Below are 21559 nucleotides of genomic sequence, written 5' to 3' on the forward strand. Positions count from 1 at the left end.
CGAAACTAGAAACCCCTTGCGAACGCCCCGGCAACAACCGTGCTCCATCCGCAACGTCGACCGTCGACAAGTGGCGCTATCTGGGCGTTTTGCCCCCGACTGGGGTGACCGAACTCCTAACCAGCGTCACCGTACGCACATCTCAGGACCACTCATCGTCCCGACGAGGTCGGCTCTGGCCAGGCGTCGTGGGAACGCTCCCGACGACCGCTGCTCGATTCTGCAAGTTCTTGCCGGCTAATGCGCAAGAACTTGGCGGTGAGCTACAGTGCCGCCATGCGCGCTCGCCTGTCCGACATCGCCCAGCAGGCCGACGTCAGCGAGGCCACGGTGTCGCGGGTGCTCAACGACCGCCCCGGCGTGGCACCCGAGACTCGGCAGGCCGTCCTGACCGCTCTCGACGTGCTCGGGTACGAGCGCCCCGCGCGGCTGCGCAAGCGCAGCGCCGGACTGGTCGGCCTGGTGGTCCCGGAGCTGGACAATCCGATCTTCCCGGCGTTCGCCCAGATCATCGAGTCGGCCCTGGCTCCCACCGGCTACACCCCGGTGCTGTGCACCCAGACCCCCGGCGGCGTACGCGAGGACGAGTACGTCGAGATGCTGCTGGACCGGCAGGTCTCCGGCATCGTCTTCGTCTCCGGCCTGCACGCCGACACCGCCGCCGACCACGACCGGTACCGCACCCTGCTCGCCCGCCCGTTACCGATCGTGATGATCAACGGATACGCGCCGGGCATCCCGGCGCCCTTCGTCTCCTGTGACGATCGGGAGGCCGCCGAGCTGGCCGTGGCCCACCTGGTGGCCCTGGGTCACCGGCGGATCGGCCTGATCACCGGCCCGGACCGCTTCGTGCCGGTGCAGCGCAAGGTCAGTGGCTACAAGGCGGCGATGGAGCGCCTCGCCGGCGTCGACGCCGGCGAGTTGGCCGAGCTGACCGAGCTGTCGCTGTTCGGCGTCGAGGGCGGCGAGGCGGCGGCGGGTCGGCTGATCGAGCGCGGCGCCACCGGGATCGTCTGCGGCTCGGACCTGATGGCGCTCGGCGCCATCCGGGCCGCCCGGCAGCGGGGCATGTCCGTACCCGAGGACCTCTCGGTGGTCGGCTACGACGACTCGCCGCTGATGGCCTTCACCGATCCGCCGCTCACCACCATGCGCCAACCGGTGGCCGCGATGGCGGTCGCGGCGGTCCGGGCACTGGTCGACGAGATCAACGGACACGGCGCCCCGCACTCGGAGTACCTGTTCCGGCCGGAGTTGGTGGTGCGCGGGTCGACCGCCGTGGCGCGGCAGGACGACACGTCCGCACCGAGCGGCCCGCGGCAGCGACCGGCACCCTCCGCGCTCGCGGTTCCGGCGTGAGCGGTCCGGCGTGACGTAGCTCGCGCCTGAGGTGCGACCAGCCCTTCTTGCGCAAGAAATGCTTGACTCTTGCAGAGTCGGCGCGGCATTCTGCTCTGACACCCGTGCGCCCCCACCTAGCCAACGCCGGGTAGCCGCCGTACCGCGCCACAGAACGGGGAACACCCGATGACCGTCAGCATCCCGTCGCCGCTGACCTCCGACCTCGACTGGTGGCGATCAGCCGTCGTCTACCAGGTCTACGTCCGCAGCTTCGCCGACTCCGACGGCGACGGCGTCGGTGACCTCCAGGGCATCCGGGAGCGCCTGCCCTACCTGCGCGAGCTGGGGGTCGACGCGCTCTGGCTGACCCCGTTCTACACCTCGCCCATGGTCGACGGCGGCTACGACGTCGCCGACTACCGCGACGTCGACCCGATGTTCGGCAACCTCGCCGACTTCGAGGCGATGATCACCGACGCCCACGCGCTCGGCCTGCGGATCATCGTCGACATCGTGCCGAACCACACCTCCGACAAGCACCCCTGGTTCACCGCGGCGCTGGCCGCCGCCCCCGGCTCACCCGAACGGGCGCGCTACCTCTTCGCCGACGGCAAGGGCGACGACGGCGCGCAGCCGCCGAACGACTGGGAGAGCATCTTCGGCGGCCCGGCCTGGACCCGGGTCCCCGACGGCCAGTGGTACCTGCACCTGTTCGACCCCGCCCAGCCCGACCTGAACTGGCGGCACCCCGAGGTACGCAGCGAGTTCGAGGACATCCTCCGCTTCTGGCTGGACCGTGGCGTCGACGGATTCCGGATCGACGTGGCCCACGGCATGATCAAGGCCGCCGGGCTGCCGGACGTCGGTTTCAACTCGATGACCACCGGCCGGCGCCAGTCCGAGCTGCTCGGCAAGGGCCGGCTGCCCTACTTCGACCAGGACGAGGTGCACGACATCTACCGCGCCTGGCGGCCCATCCTGGACAGCTACCCGGGCGGTCGGATGGCCGTCGCCGAGGCGTGGGCCGAGACACCGCAGCGGCTGGCCCGCTACATCGGCCCGGACGAACTGCACCAGGCGTTCAGCTTCGACTTCCTCGACGCCACCTGGTCGGCCGACTCGTTCCGCAAGGTGATCGACACCGCGCTGGCCGAGTCCACGATCGTCGGCGCGCCGACCACCTGGGTGCTGTCCAACCACGACCGGCAGCGGCACGTCACCCGCTACGGCGACGGCGAGGTGGGGCTGCGTCGGGCCCGGGCCGCCGCGCTGCTGATGCTCGCCCTGCCCGGCTGCGCCTACCTGTACCAGGGTGAGGAACTGGGCCTGCCCGAGGTGCTCGACCTGCCCGACGAGCTGCGTCAAGATCCGGCCTTCCTGCGCACCGGCGAGAGCCGGGACGGCTGCCGGGTGCCGATCCCGTGGAGCGGCGAGCTGGCGCCGTACGGCTTCGGACCGGCCGGCAGCGAGCTGAGCTGGTTGCCGGCCCCGACGACCTGGCGGGCCCTCTCGGTGGCCGCACAGACCGGCACCCCCGGCTCCACCCTGGAGCTGTACCGGGCGGCGCTGCGGATCCGCCACACCCATCCGGCGCTGGCCGGCCTCGGCGGCATCACCTGGCTGGAGACCGGCCCGGGAGTGCTCGCCTTCCAGCGCGAGGCCGGTGACACCGTGCTGACCTGCGTGGTGAACATCAGCGACGCACCGGTGGTGATCGACGGGTACGGCACGCCGCTGGTCGCCAGCAGCACCCTCACCGAACGCGACGGCGGCCACCTGCTGCCGGTCGACGCGGCGGTCTGGTTCGAGCGGCACCTGAACGGGTAGCCCGCCATCGACTCGGCCGTCCGGCGTGCGACGCGCCGCCGGGCGGCTGGGCACGACCCCTTGTGGTGGGGGGTGCGACGGTGCCGGCGCAGCCGGGGTGATCCCCCGGGGCGCCGGCACCCGGTCTTTCTCGGCCGTCGGCGGGTTCGGTCAACCGCCGGTGAGCTGCGCGGCGATCCGGGCGAACCCGGCACGCAGCTCGGCCACGTCCGGCGCCGGCAGCGGGCCCGCCGCCCGGTCGTGCTCGGCCGCCTCCAGTTCCTCCTCGTCGATGGTGTCCTCGTAGTCGCCGTAGAGGTCGGCCTGGTCCACCCGGGCCACCTCGTCCTGCGCGGCGAGCTGCGCGGCGGCGATCTCCCCCCGGATCTGCTCCACCGACACCGCTGGCACCAGCGGTTCCACCACCGCCATCAGCTGTTCCTCGGCCACCACCGCCTCGGCCAACGCCAACGCGTGCGGTCGCTCGTACGGGCCGCACACCACCGGCTCCCACTCGTCGGCGTCACCGAGCGGAGCGAACGTGATGATCCACGGCAGCTCCAGCATCGGCGAATCGGCCGGCAGGTCCAACGTCACGAGTGCCCCCACGCGCCCATCATCGTCGGTGTTCCGGCAGGTGGGGGTGAGTTCGGCGGAAGGTACGACCGCCGGGAGCAGCGACTCAACCCGCCCCGCCCGGTGTACCGGGATCGGAGTCCACGTCCAGGTCGACAGGTGGGCGCCGGCCGGCCAGGTCCACCGTCCGTCCGCGCCGGCTCGTCGCCGCCAGCGCCGCGCCGAAGAGCACCAGCTGGTTGAGCAGGTAGAGGTAGACCAGCAGCCCGACGGCGGTGGCGACCACCGTGTACGCCGGGTTGTGTTCGACCCGCCCCACCCAGAACCGGCCGACGGTGTTGAGCAGGGTGATGCCGACCGCGACGATCAGCACCACCGGCCGCAACCGGGACCGACTCATCCGCACCCGAGGCACGGCGACCAGCAGCAGCGTGGCCAGTACCGCGTTGACCAGCACGCTGAGCAGCGCGCTGACCGTGGTGAGCGCGAACGAGCCGGTGCTGCGCAGCAGGAACCGCAGCAGCGTCTCCAGCGCGTCCACGGCCGCCACCGAGAGGCCGAGGAGCACGAAGACGACCACCAGCACACCCAGGTCGACCAGGCGGCGCACCACCAGGTTGCCCGGATGCTGGTTGAGCCCGTGGATCAGCCGCTGCGAGGAACGGATCGCCTCCACCCACCCGATCCCGGTCAACACCAGGATCAGCAGACCGACCACTCCGGCGGTGCCGCTGCTGTCGGCCACCTGGGCGGGATCGAGAAACGGCAGGTTCTCGCCGAGGAACTCCTCCGCCGCCGCGCTCACCTCGTCGTTGTCCTCCAGGATCGCGCCGAAGATCGCGTACGCGACCAGGGCCAGCGCGAAGACCGCGAAGAAGCCGTAGTAGGCGATGGCGGCGGCCAGCCGGCCGCCCTGGAGATCGGTGTAGAGCACCCCGGCACGCCACAGGTGACCGAAGGCCGGGGAGCGGCGGCGCGCGGCGGTCAGCCGGCGGTCGACGGCCGCCTCGACCCGACCCAGAACGTTCACGTCGTCATCCTCACCGATCCGTCGTCGCCGTGTCAGAGGTACCCGACGTGCCGGCCGGGGCGGTCAGCCACCCAGTCGGAAGTCCCGGCGTGGCTGCCACCGCGCCTGCCCGCTGTGCGAGAAGAGCGTGAAGTGGTCCACCTCGAACATCGCGGAGAAGTCCGCCAGGTCCTCGTACGCCTTGTCCAGCGCCTCCGGCGCGACGTCCTGGGCGACCGTCACGTGCGGATGGTAGGGAAAACGAAGCTCCCGGCGTAGCTGCGGGGCGGCATTGATCGCGGCGGCGAGCAGTTCGCACTCGCTGATGCCGGCGGCGACCGCGACGAAGACCACCTGGGTCACCGGCCGGAAGGTGCCCGTACCGCGCAGGTGCAGACTGAACGGCAGGTGGGCGGCGGCGACCCGGGCCAGGTGCCGCTCCACCGCCGGCAACGCGGTCACCGGAATCTCCGTCGGCCCGAGCAGGGTGACGTGCGCCGGCACCGCGTTCGGGTCACCGGCCGCCAGCCGCCGCCTTGTCAGCAGGCCGCCCCACGGCTCCGGGATGTCGACCGCGATGCCGATCTGGACACTGTCGCCGACCGCCGGCGCTCCGGTCCCCTGATCCACGCTGCACGCCACCCCTCCGGCCATCGGCCCCTGCCCGCACCGCCGCCCTCGCCCGGGCGGTCACTCACCGCGTACCGGAGGGAAGAAACCCACCCGCTCGTACGCGGTACGCAACGTCGGCGCCGCCACCGCACGGGCCTTCTCCGCGCCGGCGGCGAGGAGCTTGTCCAACTGGGCGGGGTCGTCGAGATACGAACGGGTGCGCTCCTGGATGGGGCTGACGAACTCCCGGACCACCTCGGCGAGGTCCTTCTTCAAGTCCCCGTATCCCTTACCGTCGTAGGCCGCGACCAGGTCGTCGACGCTGCGACCACTCAACGCCGAGAAGATGGTGAGCAGGTTGGAGATCCCCGGTTTGGTCGTCTCGTCGAAGACGATCTCCCGGCCGGTGTCGGTCACCGCCGACCGGATCTTCTTCGCCGAACGCGCCGGATCCTCGAGCAGGTCGACGATGCCGCCCGGCGACGAGGACGACTTCGACATCTTGGCCGTCGGGTCCTGCAGGTCGGTGATCTTCGCGGTGGCCTTGACGATGTGCGGCGCCGGGACCGTGAAGGTCCGGCCGAACAGCGAGTTGAACCGCTGCGCCAGGTCCCGGGAGAGCTCCAGGTGCTGGCGCTGGTCCTCACCGACCGGTACGGCGTTGGCCTGGTAGAGCAGGATGTCGGCGGCCTGCAGGATCGGATAGGTGAACAGGCCGACGCTGGACCGCTCGTTGCCCTGCTTCTGCGACTTGTCCTTGAACTGGGTCATCCGGCTGGCCTCGCCGAACCCGGTGAGGCAACCGAGCACCCACGCCAACTGGGCGTGCTCGGGCACCTGGGACTGCACGAACAGGGTGCAGCGTTCCGGGTCCAGACCGACCGCGAGCAACTGCGCGGCGGCCACCCGGGAACGCTGGTGCAGCACCTTCGGGTCGTGCCCGGCGGTGATGGCGTGCAGGTCGACCACGCAGTAGAACGCGTCGTGCGACTCCTGCAACGCCACCCAGTGCCGCACCGCGCCGAGATAGTTGCCGAGGTGGAACGAGTCGGCGGTCGGCTGGATGCCGGAGAAGACGCGGGGGCGGACGGGAACGTCGGACATGCCGGCAATTCTGTCAGCTAGCCCGGCGTACGTCATGACGGGCCGGCGGGTCGGGCCGGGTCGGCGGCCGAGAGCACCTCGCGCCGCTGCTCGGGCAGGCGCGCGGCGGTGACCGCCAGCCGGGCCACCCGCCGACCTTCCAGGGTCAGCACCCGCAGCAGCCAACCACCGCCCGGCGTCCCCGGCGATTCGGCGGGGACCGGCACCTCGTCGCCCGGCCCCGGCAGCCGCCCCAGCGCGGCCATCACGAACCCGCCCACCGTCTCGTACGGACCCGGCGGCAGCGACACACCGGTGCGTTCGGCGAAGTCGGCCAGATTGAGTCGACCGTCCACCATCGCCGGCAGCCCGGTGCACCCGGCCTCGGGGGTGTCCGCGTACTCGTCGTGGATCTCCCCGACCAGTTCCTCGATCAGGTCCTCGCAGGTGACGATGCCGGCGGTGCCCCCGTACTCGTCGACCACCACCGCCAGGTGATGCCCCTCCCGTCGCATCTCCGTCAACGCGGCGAGCACCCGTTTACTGGCCGGCAGCCGCTTGACCTCCCGGGCCAGCTGACCGACCGTGGTCCCCGGTTCCCGGTCCGGGCCGAGCAGCAGGTCACGCAGGTGCACGACGCCGACCACGTCGTCATGGGTGCCGTCCACCACCGGATAGCGGGTGTGCGGACCGGCCCGTACCAGCGGTTCCGCCTCGACCACCGGCAGCGTCGCGGAGAGGAACACCACCTCGGTGCGGGGCATCATCACCTCACGCACCAGGCTGGCACCGGCCACCAGCACGTCGTCGATGATGCGCCGCTCCACGGGATCGAGGACCGTGTTGACCGCGACCAGATCCCGCAGTTCCGCCTCACTTATCCGCTCCCGGCCGGCGGTCGGGCCGGCACCCAGCAGATCGGTGACGAGCCGCAGGGCACCGTCGGCGGCCCGGACCACGACCCGGGCGACCGCGCGAGCCAACGGACCTGGCTGGCGGCGGTGCAGGTCGTGGCCACGCCGTCGGGGTATGCGCCGACGCGAGGCCCGCATGGGAGTGATGGTAACCAGCCCAGGGCCGTAGGGTGACCACCACGAGGCCGCGACCGTGCCGGCCAGGCGGGAGGAACCGACGTGAAACTGCTCGTCACCGGCGGGGCCGGCTTCATCGGCAGCGTGGTGACCCGGATGCTGCTCGACGCCGGACACGAGGTGGTCGTGCTCGACGATCTGCGCACCGGCCATCGGGGCGCCCTGGCTCCCGACGCCACCCACATCGAGGCCGGCATCCACGACGCGGGCAAGGTACTCACCCCGCAGGCCGGCTTCGACGGCGTACTGCACTTCGCCGCGCTGATCGCCGCCGGCGAGTCGATGGTCGCCCCCGAGCGGTACTGGCACAACAACACCGTCGGCACCCTGGCGCTCATCGACGCGGTGCGGACCGCCGGCGTACCACGGCTGGTGTTCTCCTCGACCGCCGCCGTCTACGGCAACCCCACCGAGCTGCCCATCCCGGAGACCGCCGTCAAGGCACCCACCAACACGTACGGGGCGACGAAGCTCGCCGCCGACATGATGCTCACCGCCGAGGCGATCGGGCACGGCCTGGCCGCCGTGTCGCTGCGCTACTTCAACGTCGCCGGTGCCCACCTCGACGGTGACGTCGTCCTCGGCGAACGGCACGACCCCGAGACCCACCTCATCCCGATCGCCCTGGAGGTGGCCGCCGGCCGGCGGGACAAGCTGCAACTCTTCGGCGACGACTACCCCACCGTCGACGGCACCTGCGTCCGCGACTACATCCACGTCTCCGACCTGGCCCGGGCCCACCTGCTCGCGCTGGACGCGGCCACCGGCGGCCAGCACCGCATCTACAACCTCGGCAACGGCAACGGCTTCACCAACCGGCAGGTGGTCGAGGTCGTCCGCGAGGTCACCGGGCACCCGGTGCCGGTCGAGGTGGCACCGCGCCGGGAGGGCGACCCGGCCGAGCTGGTCGCCTCCGCCGCCCTGGCCCGCGCCGAGCTGGGCTGGGAACCGCGCAAGCCCACCCTGCACGACATCGTGGCCGACGCCTGGGCCTTCTACCAGGCACAGGTCCTGGACCGCCGGTGAACAGTCGCTCCGACGCGGTGGCCGACCGCGCCACCAACTGCTTCCAGCACGCGTACGGCCAGGCGCCCGCCGGCCGCTGGGCGGCTCCCGGGCGGGTCAACCTGATCGGTGAGCACACCGACTACAACGACGGGTTCGTGCTGCCGTTCGCGCTGCCGCTGCGTACCGTCGTGGCGGCCACGCCGCAGCCGACCGGCAGCTGGACGGTCTGCTCCGAGCTGACCGGCGAAACGGTCAGCTTCGGCACCGACGAAGTGACCCACCCCGGTCGGGTGACCGGTTGGGCGGCGTACGTGGCCGGGGTGGTGTGGGCGCTGCGGGAGGCCGGCCACACCGTGCCCGGTGCCCGGCTGGCCGTCGCCTCGGACGTGCCGCTCGGCGCGGGACTCTCTTCCTCCGCCGCGCTGGAGGCCGCCGTGCTCACCGCCCTCGTCGACCTGGGCGGGCTGGACCTGCCGGCCGAAGGACAACCCCGGCTGGCCCAGCACGCCGAGAACCGGTACGTCGGCGCGCCCACCGGCATCATGGACCAGTCCGCGGTGATCCGCTGCCGCGCCGGACACGCCCTCTTCCTCGACTGCCGCACGGAGCGGGTCGAACACATCCCGTTCGACCTCGACGGCGCCGACCTCGCGGTGCTGGTGATCGACAGTCGCGCCCCGCACCGGCATGCCGACGGCGAGTACGCGGCTCGCCGCGCCAGCTGTGAGAAGGCGGCCGACCTGCTCGGCGTGCCCGCCCTGCGTGACGTGCCGTCCGCCGGTCTCGACGAGACGCTGGCCCGGCTGCCCGACGACGAGACCCGCCGCCGGGTCCGCCACGTGGTCACCGAGGACCAGCGGGTGCTCGACACCGTCGCGCTGCTGCGCGCCGGGCAGGTCCGGCGGATCGGGCCGCTGCTCACCGCCTCGCACGCCTCCATGCGTGACGACTTCGCCATCACCGTCCCCGAGGTGGATCTCGCGGTCGAGGCCGCGCTGACCGCCGGGGCGCTCGGTGCGCGGATGACCGGTGGCGGCTTCGGCGGCTGCGTGCTGGCCCTGGTCGAGGCGGACCAGTCCGACCGGGTGGGGGCGGCCGTCACCGCCGCCTACGCCGACCGCGCCTTCACTCCACCCACCCTCACCACCGCCACCCCCGCCCCAGGCGCCGCCCGCCTGGACTGACCCCACACCGTCGATCAAAAAGTTCTGGTCGGGACCGCGGTGGGTCCCGACCAGAACTCTTTGTCCAACCAGCGGTACGGGTGAGGTCAGGGGGTTTCGACGATCATGCCGGCGCCGACCGTACGGTTGGTGGCCTCGTCGATGATGATGAACCCGCCGGTGGTGCGGTTGCGGCGGTACTCGTCGGCCAGCAGCGGAATGGTGGTCCGCAGCCGGACCCGACCGATCTCGTTGAGCCGCAGCTCGGTCGCCGACTCGTCGCGATGCAGGGAGTTGATGTCGAGGCGGTAGTGCAGGCCCCGGACGATGGCCCGCGCCGCACGGGTCGTGTGCTTGATCGAGTACTTGCCGCCGACCTGCAACGGACGGGTCTCGTCCATCCAGCAGATCATCGCCTCGATGTCCTGGGCCACCGCTGGCGCGTTGTTCGGCCGGCAGATCATGTCACCACGCGAGATGTCGATCTCGTTTTCCAGGCGTACCGTCACCGACATCGGCGGAAACGCCTCCGCGACCGGCCCGTCGGCGGTCTCCACCGCGGCGATCCGGCTGGTGAAGCCCGAGGGCAGCACCATCACCTCGTCACCCGGCTTGAGCACCCCCGAGGCCACCTGGCCGGCGTAGCCCCGGTAGTCGGTCACCGTGGTCGACTGGGGACGGATCACGTACTGCACCGGGAAGCGGACGTCGACCAGGTTACGGTCGCTGGCGATGTGCACCCGCTCCAGGTGGTGCAGCAACGCCGGGCCCTCGTACCAGGGCATGTTCTCCGAACGGCTGACGATGTTGTCGCCCCGCAACGCGGAGATCGGCACCACCGTCAGATCCGGCACGTCCAGCTTCGCGGCGAACGCGGTGAACTCGTCGGCGATCCGCTCGAAGACCTCCTGCGAGAAGTCGACCAGATCCATCTTGTTGACGCAGAGCACCAGGTGCGGCACCCGCAACAGCGAGCAGAGGAAGGCATGCCGGCGGGACTGCTCGACCAGACCCTTGCGGGCGTCCACCAGGATCAGCGCCAGGTCAGCGGTGGAGGCCCCGGTGACCATGTTCCGGGTGTACTGGATGTGGCCCGGGGTGTCGGCGATGATGAACTTGCGCCGGGGCGTGGCGAAGTAGCGGTACGCCACGTCGATCGTGATGCCCTGCTCCCGCTCCGCCCGCAACCCGTCGGTGAGCAGCGCCAGGTTCGTGTACTCGTCACCGCGGGCCGCGCTGACCGCCTCCACCGCCGCCAACTGGTCGGTGAACAGCGACTTCGTGTCGTAGAGCAGCCGACCGATCAGGGTCGACTTGCCGTCATCGACACTCCCGGCCGTGGCGAAACGCAACAGGTCCATCGGCCGGCCCTCGGCGACCGCGGCGGTCGCCAGAGTCTCGGTGCTCATCAGAAGTAGCCCTCCCGCTTGCGGTCCTCCATCGCGGCCTCACTGACCCGGTCGTCGCCCCGGGTCGCGCCACGCTCGGTGATCCGGGTCGCGGCGACCTCGTCGATGACCTTCTCGACCGTGTCCGCGTCGGAACGCACCGCCGCCGTGCAGGAGGCGTCGCCGACCGTGCGGTACCGCACCCGGGCCTTGAACCGCTCCTCACCCGCCCGCGCCGGCAGGAACTCGTTCACCGCGTAGAGCATCCCGTCCCGCTCGACCACCTCACGGTCGTGCGCGTAGTAGATCGACGGCAACTCGATCCGCTCCCGGGCGATGTAGTGCCACACGTCCAACTCGGTCCAGTTGGACAACGGGAACACCCGGATCGACTCGCCCGGATGATGCCGACCGTTGTAGAGCGCCCACAACTCCGGCCGCTGGTTCTTCGGATCCCACTGGCCGAACTCGTCCCGGAAGCTGAACATCCGTTCCTTCGCCCGAGCCTTCTCCTCGTCCCGCCGCGCCCCACCGAAGAGGGCGTTGAAACGGTGCTTCTCCACCGCCTCCAGCAGCACCGGCGTCTGGATCCGGTTACGCGTGCCGTCCGCCGGCTCCCGGACCAGACCGCTGGCCAGCGCCTCCGGCACGCTGGCCACCACCAGCTGCAGGCCCAGCTCGGCCACCCGCCGGTCGCGGTAGTCGAGCACCTCCGGGAAGTTGTGACCCGTGTCGACGTGCATCACCGGGAACGGAATGTGACCCGGTGCGAACGCCTTCTGCGCCAGCCGGAGCATGACGATCGAGTCCTTGCCACCGGAGAACAGCAGCACCGGCCGCTCCAACTCGGCGACCACCTCGCGCATCACGAAGATGCTCTCCGCCTCCAGCGCGTCGAGATGGGTGACCTGGTAGGCAGCACTGGTCATGACACCGGCTCGATTCGCTCGGTCATCCGCTTTCCAGACCTTTCCGGTCGGGGATGTCAGGAAGTAGCGACAGGCTACCCGCAATGCCGCTGCAACGCCGCAAGTAACCGGCTGGCGAGATCCTTGCGGCACACCAACAGGTCAGGCAGGCGCGGATCCGCCTCGTTGTATTTCAGCGCAGAACCATCGATCCGGGAAGCGTGCAGTCCGGTGGCCGTCGCCACAGCCACCGGCGCCGCCGAGTCCCACTCGTACTGCCCGCCGGCGTGGATGTACGCGTCCACCTCACCGGTGATCACCGCGGCGATCTTCGCCCCGGCCGAACCCATCGGCACCAACTGCGCCCCGACCTCCTCAGCGAGATCGGTCAGGAACACCGGCGGCCGGCTGCGACTCGCCGCCAACCGCAACCGCCCCGCGCCACCCACCGTCGCCGCCTCCGGCGTCATCGGCGGATAGGCCGGCGGCAGGTCCGTACCCAGCACCCGGTGCTGCGCCGGCAGCCCGACCGCACCGGCGACCAGACCGTGCGACGTGGCCGCGTTACGCGCCCAGAGCGCGACATGCACCGCCCAGTCCGCGCGCCCCTCCTCGCTGAACTCCCGGGTGCCGTCCAACGGGTCGATGATCCAGACCCGGTCGGCGGTCAACCGCGACACCGCACCGGCGTTGACCTCGGCCGCCCACGCCAGCCGGGAACCCTCGTCCTCCTCGGAGAGCACCGCGTCGCCCGGGCGCCACCTCGCCAGCTCGGTACGGATCAGGTCGTGCGAGACCTTGTCCCCCGCCGACTTCAACGCACCGGCATCGGCGAACCCCATCTCCGCCCGCAGGCCCAGCAGCGCCTGCCCGGCCCGATCCGCCAGCCAGCGCGCGAACGCCCCGTCGATCATCGGTGGACCGCTCATGCTTCCGCTCCCGTCGCCACGATCCGCGTACGCCGAGCGGCCGGCCCCGCCCCGACCGCCGAACCCGCACACTACCGGGCCACCGACGAACCCGACCGCCGCAGCCCGCCCCCGACGGGTGTGTCGACGTCACCGGCAGCACCGAGGCGAAGGTCAAACGGGGGCACTTCGGTACCCGCGCTAGGCCCCGTGGTAGAGGTTCTGGGTCGGCTCCACACCCCGGCTGACCACGGATTCCACCACGTCCGCGGCCCGATCCACCAGGAAGTCCAACTCCTTGCGTTCCACCGTGCCGAAATCCGACAGCACATAGTCCGCCGGATCCTGCCGCCCCGGCGGTCGACCGATCCCGAACCGCACCCGCACGTAGTCCTTCGTGCCGAACGACTTCGACATCGACCGCAGGCCGTTGTGCCCGCCCTCGCCGCCGCCGCACTTGACCCGCACCTGGCCGTAGCCGATGTCCAGCTCGTCGTGCACCGCGATCACCCGGCCCGGCGGCACCTTGTAGAACTGCGCCAGACTCACCACCGGCCCACCGGACAGATTCATGTAGGTCAGCGGCTTGGCCAACACCAGCTTCGGCCCGCCCAACCCCAGCCGACCCTCCGCGACCTCCGCCACCGCCCGCCGGTGCCGGCCGAACTTCGCGCCCAGCCGACCAGCCAACAGGTCGGCGACCATGAACCCGACGTTGTGCCGGTTGCCCGCGTACTCCCGGCCCGGGTTACCCAGACCCACCACGAGCCACGGCCCGGTCTCGTCCGTCACCGCCCGCCCCTCCCGCTCGTACCGGCGGTCAACCACCACCCGCGCCGCCGATCATCCGATACGCCGACAGGCGCCCCCGAAGAACCGGGGACGCCTGTCGCAAAACTGCGAGACTGTCAGGCCTCGGTACGACCCTCGGCGCCCGCCTCGCCCTCGGCGGCCGGCGCCTCGGCAGCACCCTCGGTGACCTCGCCGACCTCGGCCTCGGCCTCCTCGGTGGCCTCCTCGACCTCGGGCAGCGTCGACTCCAGCTGCTCGGCGGTCGGCGCGGCGGTGATCGAGGCGACCAGCATCTCCGGGTCGCCGGCCAGCTCCACACCCGCCGGCAACGTCACGTCAGCGGCGGTGACCTGGGAACCCGCCTCGGCGCCCTCGATCGAAGCCTCCAGGTGATCCGGCACCTTGGTCGCGTCGGCGGTCACCGAGAGGGTGTCGTGGTCGTGCACGATCAGCGTGTCGCGCGCGGCCTCACCCGTGAGCTGGACCGGGACGTCCACGGTGACCTTCTCGCCCCGCCGCACCAGCAGCAGGTCGACGTGCTCGAAGGTGTCCTTGATCGGATCCCGCTGGATCGCCTTCGGCAGCGCCAGCGCCTGCGTGCCGTCGCTGATGTCGAGCGCGAGGAGCTGGTTGGCCCCACCGTTACGGATTGCCGCCGCGAACTCGCGGGCCGGCAGCGCGATGTGCTTGGGCTTCTCGCCATGGCCGTACAGCACGGCGGGCACCTTGCCGGCCCGGCGGGTACGACGGGCACCACCCTTGCCGAACTCGGTGCGGGGCTCGGCGCTGATCTTTACCTCGGACACGGGGAAACTCCTGATGCTTCGCTGCGGCAGCTTGTCGTCTGGCGGTGCTGGGCGGGGGGCTCGCAGGGGCTCATGCGTCAGAAGACTGCCCGGAGCACCGCGTCGATCACGGTGCCTCCGTGCGGCGCTTCTCAGCGGCCCGCAGGGCACCCTCGCCGTGGCAACCGGACCAGTCTACCCGAGCGATTTCCCGGGTTTCCGGCAGTCCCCGTACCCGGCCGGACACCCCGCCCAGCCGACTCAGTCCCGCACCGCGCTCAGCTCAGCCCGCCGAAGAGAGTGGTCACCGAACCGTCGTCGAAGACCTCGCGGATGGCCCGGGCCAGCAGCGGCGCGATCGACAGCACGGTGAGCTTGTCGAGCTGCTTTTCGGGCGGCAACGGGAGCGTGTTGGTCACCACGACCTCGCTGATCGGGCTGTTCTTCAACCGCTCCGTCGCCGGATCGGACAGCAGCGCGTGGGTGGACGCCACGATCACGTCCGCCGCCCCCGACTCCTTCAGGATGTCCGCCGCGCGACAGATCGTGCCGCCCGTGTCGATCATGTCGTCGACGATCAGGCAGACCCGACCCTCGACCTCACCGACCACCCGGTTCGCCACCACCTGGTTCGGCTTCATCGGATCCCGGGTCTTGTGGATGAAGGCCAGCGGGCAACCACCCAGCCGGTCCGTCCACCGCTCGGCCACCCGTACCCGGCCCGAGTCCGGCGCGACGACGGTCATCGGGCGGCCTGCGTACTTGCGCTCCACGTACTCGGCCAGGATGTCCATCGCGAAGAGGTGGTCCACCGGGCCGTCGAAGAAACCCTGGATCTGCGCGGTGTGCAGGTCCACGGTGAGGATACGGTTCGCCCCGGCGGTCTTCAGCAGGTCGGCGACCAACCGCGCGGAGATCGGTTCCCGGCCGCGGTGCTTCTTGTCCTGCCGGGAGTACGGATAGAACGGCAGGACGACCGTGATCCGCTTGGCCGAACCACGCTTCAGCGCGTCGACCATGATCAAGGTCTCCATGACCCACGTGTTCACCCCGTGCGTGACCGACTGCACCACGAAGGCGTCCGAGCCACGTACCGAGTCCTTGAAGCGTACGAAGATCTCGCCGTTGGCGAACTCGTACGCGTCGGCCGGCGTCGGCGCGACGCCGAGCACCTCACCGATCTCCTTGGCCAACTCCGGAAAACCACGTCCGGAGAAGAGCATCAGGCTCTTGCGGTTTTCGGCGACGATGCTGCCCATGGGCCCGTCTGCTCCCGTATTCGGTCGGCGGTACCCGGCCTGCGGTGGTGGTCGGCCGGGGACTATTCGGTTGCAGTATCTCCCGGCTCGGGCGTACCGCCCACCGACTCGGCACCGCCGTGGATTGGCTCACCTTCACTTGCCGAGGACGGGCCGGCCGGAGGACCCTGCGTACCGCCCAGGGCACGCTCGGCCGCCTCGGCGGCGGCGGTACCGGCCCGACGCTTGAGTACCCAGCCCTCGATGTTGCGCTGCCGGGCCCGAGCCACACCCATCGCACCCGCCGGCACGTTCTCGATGATCACCGAACCGGCGGCGGTGTACGCCCCGTCACCCACCTCGACCGGCGCGACGAACATGTTGTCCGCGCCCGTCCGGGCATGACTGCCGATCACCGTGCGGTGCTTCCGCACCCCGTCGTAATTCACGAACACCGACGCCGCACCGATGTTGCTCTGCTCGCCGATCGTGGCGTCACCCACGTACGTCAGGTGCGGCACCTTCGAGCCGGCGCCGATCTCCGAGTTCTTCACCTCGACGAACGTGCCGACCTTCGCCCGCTCCGCCAGCCGGGCGTCCGGCCGCAGGTACGCGTACGGCCCGACGCTGGCGCCCGGCCCCACCTCCGCACCGACCGCGTGGCTGCGCACCACCGTCGCGCCGGGCCCCACCACCGTGTCGATCAACGTCACGTCCGGCCCGACCACCGCGTCGGCGCCCACCACCGAACCGCCCCGCAACTGGGTGTTCTGATCCACCACCGCGTCCCGGTCCAGGGCCACGGTCACGTCGATCCAGGTGGTCTCGGGGTCGAGCAGGCTGACGCCGGCCCGCATCCACCGCTCGTTGACCCGGTCACGCAGCAGCCGACGCAACGCCGCCAGCTCCACCCGGTCGTTGCAGCCAAGCGTCTCGGTGTGGTCGACGGCCAGGTGCACCCCCACCGGCTCGCCGGCGGACACCAGCATCTTGAAGACGTCGGTGAGGTACTCCTCGCCCTGGTCGTTGTCGGTCGACAGCTTGCCGAGCACGTCCCGCAACCGAGCCGCGTCGAACGCGTAGATGCCCGCGTTGATCTCCCGAAGCGCCAGCTGGGCGGCGCTCGCGTCACGCTGCTCGACGATCTGCTCCAGCCGGCCCGCGGCGTCCCGCACGATGCGTCCGAGCCCGGTCGGGTCCGGCACCTCCGCCGCGAGCACGGTCGCCGCGGCGCCCTCGCCCTCGTGCGCCGCCACCAGCTCACCGACCGTCTCCGGCCGCAGCAACGGCACGTCGCCGTTGAGCACCACCACCGTGCCGGTGACCTCCGGGGCGGCCTCCAGCGCGATCCGCACCGCGTGCCCGGTGCCGAGCTGTTCGGCCTGGTGAACCGCGGTGGCCTCGGGAGCGATCCCGGCGAGGTGGGCGCGGACCTGGTCGGCACCGTGCCCCACCACCACCAGGGTGCGCGCCGCGCCCAGCGGGTCGGCCGCGTTGAGGACGTGGCCCACCAGCGTCCGGCCGAGCAGTGGGTGCAGGACCTTGGGCAACGAGGACTTCATCCGCTTGCCCTCACCGGCGGCGAGCACGACGACGGTACGGGTGTGGGGCTCGGGCACGACGTGGCTCCCGTCGGAACGCGGACAGTCTCGCGGCCATGCTAACCAGACATCAGCCGCAGATCAGCGGAAGCTCCCGGGAGAGGATTCGAACCCCTATAATCAGGACCAAAACCTGACGTCCTGCCATTAGACGACCCGGGATGGGCTAAAGCGGACAAAACTCGCCACTAGCTGTACTCCACTACACCTTAGCGTTTCGTCGTTCCGATGCCATCGGCCACACCCTTCATGATCCCTTCGACCTTCCAGTACAACCGACGGGATCGCGGCACCTCGACACTCAGACAGCCGCGATAGGTCGTTCCCGTGTGGCGGCGAACGGTTGTCGGGCGATGCCGCTTCAACGTCGAGGGCTGGAACACCTCGGCCGGCACGCCGATCTGCCCAGCCCACCAGTTGACCGCCTCGGCAGCGTCGGCCGACTCGTGGATCGCGACCCGGTAACGCAGCGCTGCACGCCGCTCGCCCAACGCCTCCACGAACTCGATGAACAGGGCCACCAACGCTGGATCGCTGTTCACGAAACGGACCCGGCAGTCGTGTGGCCGCCAGGGCTTGGCCTTGGTGCCCTCAGCCCAGTAGAGGGCCGCCCCGACCAGTACGAGGTCGCGATAGCGAAGGCTCTTGACCCAGGCAGCTGCGGCGTCAACCGTCGCGACTCGCGCGGCATCACGGATCCGGCGATGCTCCTCCCACTGGGCGTCCGTCATCAACTTCGCGTGGGCACGCCGACGCTCCCGCACCTCCTCGGGGTCGCGCTCGAGCGGAATGTGCCGCACCCAGAGGTACGCCGTCGACCGGCTCACGCCGAGCCGTCGCGCGATCTCCGGCACCGGATGCCCCGTCGAGCGCAGCGCCACCGCCTCGGCGCGCAGGTCGTCCTTTGCCCGGGGGCGTCTGGTCCGGTCCGGCGCGGGGACGCCCCGCAGCAGCTCGTGGATGCGGTTCCGGCCGAGGCCCGTACGAGCGCGGATCTCGCGCACCGAGAGCTGCTCCTCGGTACGCAACCGGCGCACCTCGGTGGCGTCGAAAGCGGTCATGCGGTGCAGGTTAGGACACGCGTACGACACGTCGGGCATCCATTCAGGTCGCTGTCCGATGCGATCTTCCGGACCCTTAAGTTACGGTGACGTAGGCGTAGATTCGCGAACCGACCGTCCCCTGCGAGGTGCCATGTCCGCCACCGTGCTCGACCCGCAACCGGCCACTCCCAAGCCACTCACCCAGGGCACCCAGTCACGCGGCATCCTGATCGCGCTCTGGTCCTTCGTGGTGATCCCGTTCGCGGCGCTGATCGCCGCCGTGCCGGTGGCCTGGGGTGGCTGGCTCAGCTGGGTCGACGTGGGCATCGCCGCCTTCTGGTACGTGCTGTCGGGCCTGGGCATCACGGTCGGCTACCACCGTTACTTCACCCACGGATCGTTCAAGGCCAAGCGGTGGTTGCGCATCGCGATGGCCGCCTCGGGCTCCCTCGCCGTGCAGGGCGAGATCATCCAGTGGGTGGCCGATCACCGGCGGCACCACGCCTTCTCCGATCTGGAAGGGGACCCGCACTCGCCGTGGCGGTTCGGCACCACGGTGCGGGGTCTGACCAAGGGACTGTTCCACGCGCACATGGGCTGGCTGTTCGGCCGGGAACTGTCCAACCGGGAGCGCTTCGCGCCGGACCTGCTGGCCGACCGGGACATCCGGCGGATGGACCGGCTCTTCCCGGTGCTGGTTGTCGTCTCGGTGCTCGGGCCGGCGTTCATGGGCTGGCTGTTGACGTGGTCCTGGCAGGGCGCGTTGAGCGCACTGTTCTGGGCGGGACTGGTCCGCATCTCGTTGCTGCACCACGTCACCTGGTCGATCAACTCGGTGTGCCACGTGTACGGGGAGCGGCCGTTCATGATGCGTCACGGCGACCGGGCGGCGAACTTCTGGCCCTTGGCGTTGCTGTCCTTCGGCGAGAGCTGGCACAACCTGCACCACGCCGACCCGACGAGTGCCCGGCACGGGGTGCTGCGGGGGCAGATCGACATCTCGGCCCGGGTGATCTGGCTGTTCGAGAGGCTCGGCGCGGCGTGGGACGTGCGCTGGCCGAGGCCGGAACGGATCGCGGCGAAGCTGGCCAAGCCGGCAGCCCCGCGGTAACCGGGCGGCCAACCCGCAAGTTACCTGGCAGTATGTTCGGGTGACCGGGCGGAAGACAGGCAGCATCCCACGACAGGGCGTCACCGAGCGCCAGCGAGGTGACGAGATGGCCGAGACTCCCCGCGAGGAGGGTGGCAGGCGGCGGCGCGTGGTGCCGGCGCCGGGCAAGCCGCCGGCCCGGGTACGCATGTCCGCCGCTCAGCGCCGCGAGCAGTTGATCTCGATCGGTCGGCAGATCTTCGCCGAGCGCGGTTTCGACGCCACCTCGATCGAGGAGGTCGCGTCGCGGGCGAAGGTTTCCAAGCCGGTGGTCTACGAGCACTTCGGCGGCAAGGAAGGGCTCTACGCGGTGGTGGTGGACCGGGAGGTCCGGTCCCTGCTTGATCGGATCACCACGGCGTTGACCGCGGGTCATCCACGGGAGCTGCTGGAACAGGCCGCCCTGGCGCTGCTCGGCTACATCGAGGAGGAGACCAGCGGGTTCCGGGTGCTGGTGCGGGAGTCGCCGGTGCTCTCGGCGACCGGCAACTTCAGCAGCGTGATGAACGACGTGGCGCACCAGGTGGAGCACATCCTCGGCGCGGAGTTCTCCAGCCGAGGTTACGAACCGAAGTTGGCCGAGTTGTACGCGCAGGCGCTGGTGGGCATGGTCGCGTTGACCGGCCGCTGGTGGCTGGAGGTGCGTAAGCCGCGTAAGGAGACGGTAGCCGCGCACCTGGTGAACCTCTCCTGGAACGGGTTGTCGCACCTGGAGGCCAAGCCGGGGCTGATCACCGCAGCCGGACGCTGAGTGGCTCAGCGCCGGTGGATCTCGGCGACGGGGTGGTTCCGGCGGCTTCGCTCGGCCTCGGCGTCCTCGTGCGGACCGACTTTGTCATAGAGGCCGGTGCCGAGCAGGATCAGGCCGAAGAGCATTGAGACGATCACCGTGGACATGGAGAAGTTCAGGAAGTTGGCCTCGGTCTGCAGCACCGACATCATCAGGATGCTGGTGACCAGGAAGACCGCTCCGGCGGTGAGGTTCATGTAGTGGCCGAGGTTGGTTCGCCGGGACGCGCCGATGATGAGCACGATCCCGAAGCCGATGGAGGCCAGCGAGAAGGCCAGGTTGGTGCGGAGCCCGAGCGCCCAGTTGCCGTTCCGGCCGAACAGCGGGTCTCCCCAGGTGAGGGCGGTCCCCCAGACGCCGAAGATCAGGATGTAGAGCCCGACCAGACCGGACAGCGCCCGGTAGAACGGCCGCGCCGGGTGGTTCACCGGAAAGTGCGGCATCGACTCCTCCACGCAAAGCGGGACAACAAGAACATTGTCCCCCAGCCGCGCAGCCCACGTCCCCAGAACGCCAACTCAGCAGCAGCAACCCCCCGCGAGGCTGGCCGAGGCGCAACCAGCCTCTAGATCCCCGCCCTCCGGCCGGGCGCTCCGGCGGATGCGCAACCCCGACAGGTTTTCGCCGGAGCCCGACCCGCGCAGGGATCAAGCCTGACCGCCCGGAGCGGGTCGGGCTCCGGCGAAAACCCACAACCGGAAACCGAGACGGGTCAGGCTCCGACGAAAACCCACAACCGAAACCAGAAGCGAAACCTCAGAGCACGAGCCGAGCCTTCTGCCACGCCTCGTGCTCGTCGTCGCTGCCGACCTTTCCGTACATGCCAGCCATCAGCAGCACCAGGCTGAGCACCATCTGGACGACCACCGTGGCGACACTGAGGTTGAAGATGTTGGCCTCGGTACGGATGAAGGCGAGGCCCGCCAGGCTGACCACCATGATCAGATAGGCCGACCACTGGTTGATCAACACGTCGAGGTTGCGCCCGATGGCGGTGCCGGCCAGCACGATCGCACCGACCACGATGCTGAACAGCGAGAAGCCGAGGTTCGTCCCCTGCCCCAGGGCCTGGGTGTCGCCCTGGCTGAAGAAGGGCTCACCGGTGCTGGTCAGGAAGCCGATCACACCGAAGACCACCAGGTACAGACCGACGAGCCCGCCGATCGCCCGGTAGATCGGCCGCGCGGGGTGGTTGACGGGGGTGTGGGCCATGTCTGTTTCTCCAACGCCGTTGGGTGAGGGTCGACGGCGATTCTCCCGCATCCGG

The 21559-nt window shown here is 70.4% G+C and carries 21 protein-coding genes and 1 tRNA gene; 6 read left to right on the forward strand and 16 right to left on the reverse strand.

Features of this window, described 5'->3' with window-relative positions:
• Positions 1-276 precede the first annotated feature (276 nt).
• On the forward strand, positions 277-1359 hold the full coding sequence (locus tag O7605_RS15780) for a LacI family DNA-binding transcriptional regulator (RefSeq protein WP_269739892.1): 1083 nt from the start codon (positions 277-279) through the stop codon (positions 1357-1359).
• 168 nt (positions 1360-1527) lie between these two features.
• Entirely contained in the window at positions 1528-3168 is a 1641-nt protein-coding gene (locus tag O7605_RS15785) for a glycoside hydrolase family 13 protein (protein WP_269739893.1), read from the forward strand.
• Between the two features lie 150 nt (positions 3169-3318).
• Here the strand turns inward: O7605_RS15785 and O7605_RS15790 are convergent, their stop codons facing one another.
• The 5 genes from O7605_RS15790 to O7605_RS15810 form a co-directional block, all read right to left on the reverse strand.
• Positions 3319-3756 (reverse strand): hypothetical protein, encoded by a 438-nt coding sequence (locus tag O7605_RS15790; RefSeq protein ID WP_164446178.1) that lies wholly within the window; start codon positions 3754-3756, stop codon positions 3319-3321.
• A gap of 73 nt (positions 3757-3829) precedes the next feature.
• Entirely contained in the window at positions 3830-4753 is a 924-nt protein-coding gene (locus O7605_RS15795; RefSeq protein ID WP_164446179.1) for a YihY/virulence factor BrkB family protein, read from the reverse strand.
• A 63-nt stretch (positions 4754-4816) separates the two neighbouring features.
• Complete coding sequence (locus O7605_RS15800) at positions 4817-5386, reverse strand: 2'-5' RNA ligase family protein (protein WP_269739894.1); 570 nt, start codon at positions 5384-5386, stop codon at positions 4817-4819.
• A gap of 36 nt (positions 5387-5422) precedes the next feature.
• Positions 5423-6448, reverse strand: a complete 1026-nt coding sequence (gene trpS, locus O7605_RS15805) for a tryptophan--tRNA ligase (protein WP_269739895.1) — start codon at positions 6446-6448, stop codon at positions 5423-5425.
• Between the two features lie 32 nt (positions 6449-6480).
• On the reverse strand, positions 6481-7479 hold the full coding sequence (locus O7605_RS15810; RefSeq protein ID WP_269739896.1) for a hemolysin family protein: 999 nt from the start codon (positions 7477-7479) through the stop codon (positions 6481-6483).
• Positions 7480-7560: 81 nt separating this feature from the next.
• Between O7605_RS15810 and galE the strand changes: the two genes are divergently transcribed.
• Positions 7561-8544, forward strand: coding sequence for a UDP-glucose 4-epimerase GalE (gene galE, locus O7605_RS15815; protein WP_269739897.1), 984 nt, complete (start codon positions 7561-7563; stop codon positions 8542-8544).
• Complete coding sequence (gene galK, locus O7605_RS15820) at positions 8541-9710, forward strand: galactokinase (protein WP_269739898.1); 1170 nt, start codon at positions 8541-8543, stop codon at positions 9708-9710. The genes galE and galK overlap by 4 nt, the downstream gene beginning before the upstream one ends.
• Positions 9711-9796: 86 nt before the next feature.
• On the opposite strand, the gene cysN is transcribed toward galK, so the two are convergent.
• The 9 genes from cysN to O7605_RS15865 all read right to left on the reverse strand — a co-directional run bounded on the left by cysN (position 9797) and on the right by O7605_RS15865 (position 18409).
• On the reverse strand, positions 9797-11098 hold the full coding sequence (gene cysN / locus O7605_RS15825; protein ID WP_269739899.1) for a sulfate adenylyltransferase subunit CysN: 1302 nt from the start codon (positions 11096-11098) through the stop codon (positions 9797-9799).
• Complete coding sequence (gene cysD, locus O7605_RS15830; RefSeq protein ID WP_269739900.1) at positions 11098-12006, reverse strand: sulfate adenylyltransferase subunit CysD; 909 nt, start codon at positions 12004-12006, stop codon at positions 11098-11100. The genes cysN and cysD overlap by 1 nt, the downstream gene beginning before the upstream one ends.
• Positions 12007-12080: 74 nt before the next feature.
• Positions 12081-12914, reverse strand: coding sequence for an inositol monophosphatase family protein (locus O7605_RS15835; protein WP_269739901.1), 834 nt, complete (start codon positions 12912-12914; stop codon positions 12081-12083).
• 180 nt (positions 12915-13094) lie between these two features.
• Positions 13095-13685, reverse strand: a complete 591-nt coding sequence (pth, locus tag O7605_RS15840) for an aminoacyl-tRNA hydrolase (RefSeq protein WP_269742650.1) — start codon at positions 13683-13685, stop codon at positions 13095-13097.
• A gap of 116 nt (positions 13686-13801) precedes the next feature.
• Positions 13802-14491: a 50S ribosomal protein L25/general stress protein Ctc gene (locus tag O7605_RS15845; protein WP_269739902.1), complete on the reverse strand. Its 690-nt coding sequence runs from the start codon at positions 14489-14491 to the stop codon at positions 13802-13804.
• Positions 14492-14748: 257 nt separating this feature from the next.
• The gene (locus O7605_RS15850) at positions 14749-15729 is read right to left on the reverse strand and encodes a ribose-phosphate diphosphokinase (protein ID WP_164446188.1); all 981 of its coding nucleotides are present in this window, start codon (positions 15727-15729) and stop codon (positions 14749-14751) included.
• Positions 15730-15791: 62 nt separating this feature from the next.
• Positions 15792-17327: a bifunctional UDP-N-acetylglucosamine diphosphorylase/glucosamine-1-phosphate N-acetyltransferase GlmU gene (gene glmU, locus O7605_RS15855; protein WP_332317131.1), complete on the reverse strand. Its 1536-nt coding sequence runs from the start codon at positions 17325-17327 to the stop codon at positions 15792-15794.
• Between the two features lie 73 nt (positions 17328-17400).
• Positions 17401-17471: transfer RNA gene (locus O7605_RS15860), tRNA-Gln, on the reverse strand.
• A gap of 47 nt (positions 17472-17518) precedes the next feature.
• Positions 17519-18409, reverse strand: coding sequence for a helix-turn-helix domain-containing protein (locus tag O7605_RS15865; protein WP_269739903.1), 891 nt, complete (start codon positions 18407-18409; stop codon positions 17519-17521).
• A 94-nt stretch (positions 18410-18503) separates the two neighbouring features.
• Between O7605_RS15865 and O7605_RS15870 the strand changes: the two genes are divergently transcribed.
• Together O7605_RS15870 and O7605_RS15875 are read left to right on the forward strand one after the other, a co-directional pair.
• Positions 18504-19463: an acyl-CoA desaturase gene (locus O7605_RS15870; RefSeq protein WP_269739904.1), complete on the forward strand. Its 960-nt coding sequence runs from the start codon at positions 18504-18506 to the stop codon at positions 19461-19463.
• A 106-nt stretch (positions 19464-19569) separates the two neighbouring features.
• Entirely contained in the window at positions 19570-20253 is a 684-nt protein-coding gene (locus O7605_RS15875; RefSeq protein WP_269739905.1) for a TetR/AcrR family transcriptional regulator, read from the forward strand.
• Positions 20254-20258: 5 nt separating this feature from the next.
• Here the strand turns inward: O7605_RS15875 and O7605_RS15880 are convergent, their stop codons facing one another.
• Positions 20259-20735: a DUF4383 domain-containing protein gene (locus O7605_RS15880; protein ID WP_269739906.1), complete on the reverse strand. Its 477-nt coding sequence runs from the start codon at positions 20733-20735 to the stop codon at positions 20259-20261.
• A gap of 313 nt (positions 20736-21048) precedes the next feature.
• The gene (locus tag O7605_RS15885; RefSeq protein ID WP_269739907.1) at positions 21049-21504 is read right to left on the reverse strand and encodes a DUF4383 domain-containing protein; all 456 of its coding nucleotides are present in this window, start codon (positions 21502-21504) and stop codon (positions 21049-21051) included.
• Positions 21505-21559 lie beyond the last annotated feature (55 nt).

Source organism: Verrucosispora sp. WMMA2121 (genome assembly GCF_027460185.1).
In the GTDB taxonomy this organism is placed as follows: Bacteria; Actinomycetota; Actinomycetes; order Mycobacteriales; family Micromonosporaceae; genus Micromonospora; species Micromonospora palythoicola.

Excerpts from the sequence above, each read along its gene's own strand:
- O7605_RS15780 (WP_269739892.1), top strand. The coding sequence starts at position 277 with ATGCGCGCTCGCCTGTCCGACATCGCCCAGCAGGCCGACGTCAGCGAG.
- O7605_RS15835 (WP_269739901.1), bottom strand. The coding sequence starts at position 12,914 with ATGAGCGGTCCACCGATGATCGACGGGGCGTTCGCGCGCTGGCTGGCG.
- O7605_RS15800 (WP_269739894.1), bottom strand. The coding sequence starts at position 5,386 with ATGGCCGGAGGGGTGGCGTGCAGCGTGGATCAGGGGACCGGAGCGCCG.
- O7605_RS15865 (WP_269739903.1), bottom strand. The coding sequence starts at position 18,409 with ATGCCCGACGTGTCGTACGCGTGTCCTAACCTGCACCGCATGACCGCT.
- O7605_RS15785 (WP_269739893.1), top strand. The coding sequence starts at position 1,528 with ATGACCGTCAGCATCCCGTCGCCGCTGACCTCCGACCTCGACTGGTGG.
- cysD (WP_269739900.1), bottom strand. The coding sequence starts at position 12,006 with ATGACCAGTGCTGCCTACCAGGTCACCCATCTCGACGCGCTGGAGGCG.
- O7605_RS15875 (WP_269739905.1), top strand. The coding sequence starts at position 19,570 with ATGGCCGAGACTCCCCGCGAGGAGGGTGGCAGGCGGCGGCGCGTGGTG.
- O7605_RS15810 (WP_269739896.1), bottom strand. The coding sequence starts at position 7,479 with ATGCGGGCCTCGCGTCGGCGCATACCCCGACGGCGTGGCCACGACCTG.
- cysN (WP_269739899.1), bottom strand. The coding sequence starts at position 11,098 with ATGAGCACCGAGACTCTGGCGACCGCCGCGGTCGCCGAGGGCCGGCCG.
- O7605_RS15880 (WP_269739906.1), bottom strand. The coding sequence starts at position 20,735 with ATGCCGCACTTTCCGGTGAACCACCCGGCGCGGCCGTTCTACCGGGCG.
- trpS (WP_269739895.1), bottom strand. The coding sequence starts at position 6,448 with ATGTCCGACGTTCCCGTCCGCCCCCGCGTCTTCTCCGGCATCCAGCCG.
- O7605_RS15850 (WP_164446188.1), bottom strand. The coding sequence starts at position 15,729 with ATGGGCAGCATCGTCGCCGAAAACCGCAAGAGCCTGATGCTCTTCTCC.
- O7605_RS15870 (WP_269739904.1), top strand. The coding sequence starts at position 18,504 with ATGTCCGCCACCGTGCTCGACCCGCAACCGGCCACTCCCAAGCCACTC.
- O7605_RS15885 (WP_269739907.1), bottom strand. The coding sequence starts at position 21,504 with ATGGCCCACACCCCCGTCAACCACCCCGCGCGGCCGATCTACCGGGCG.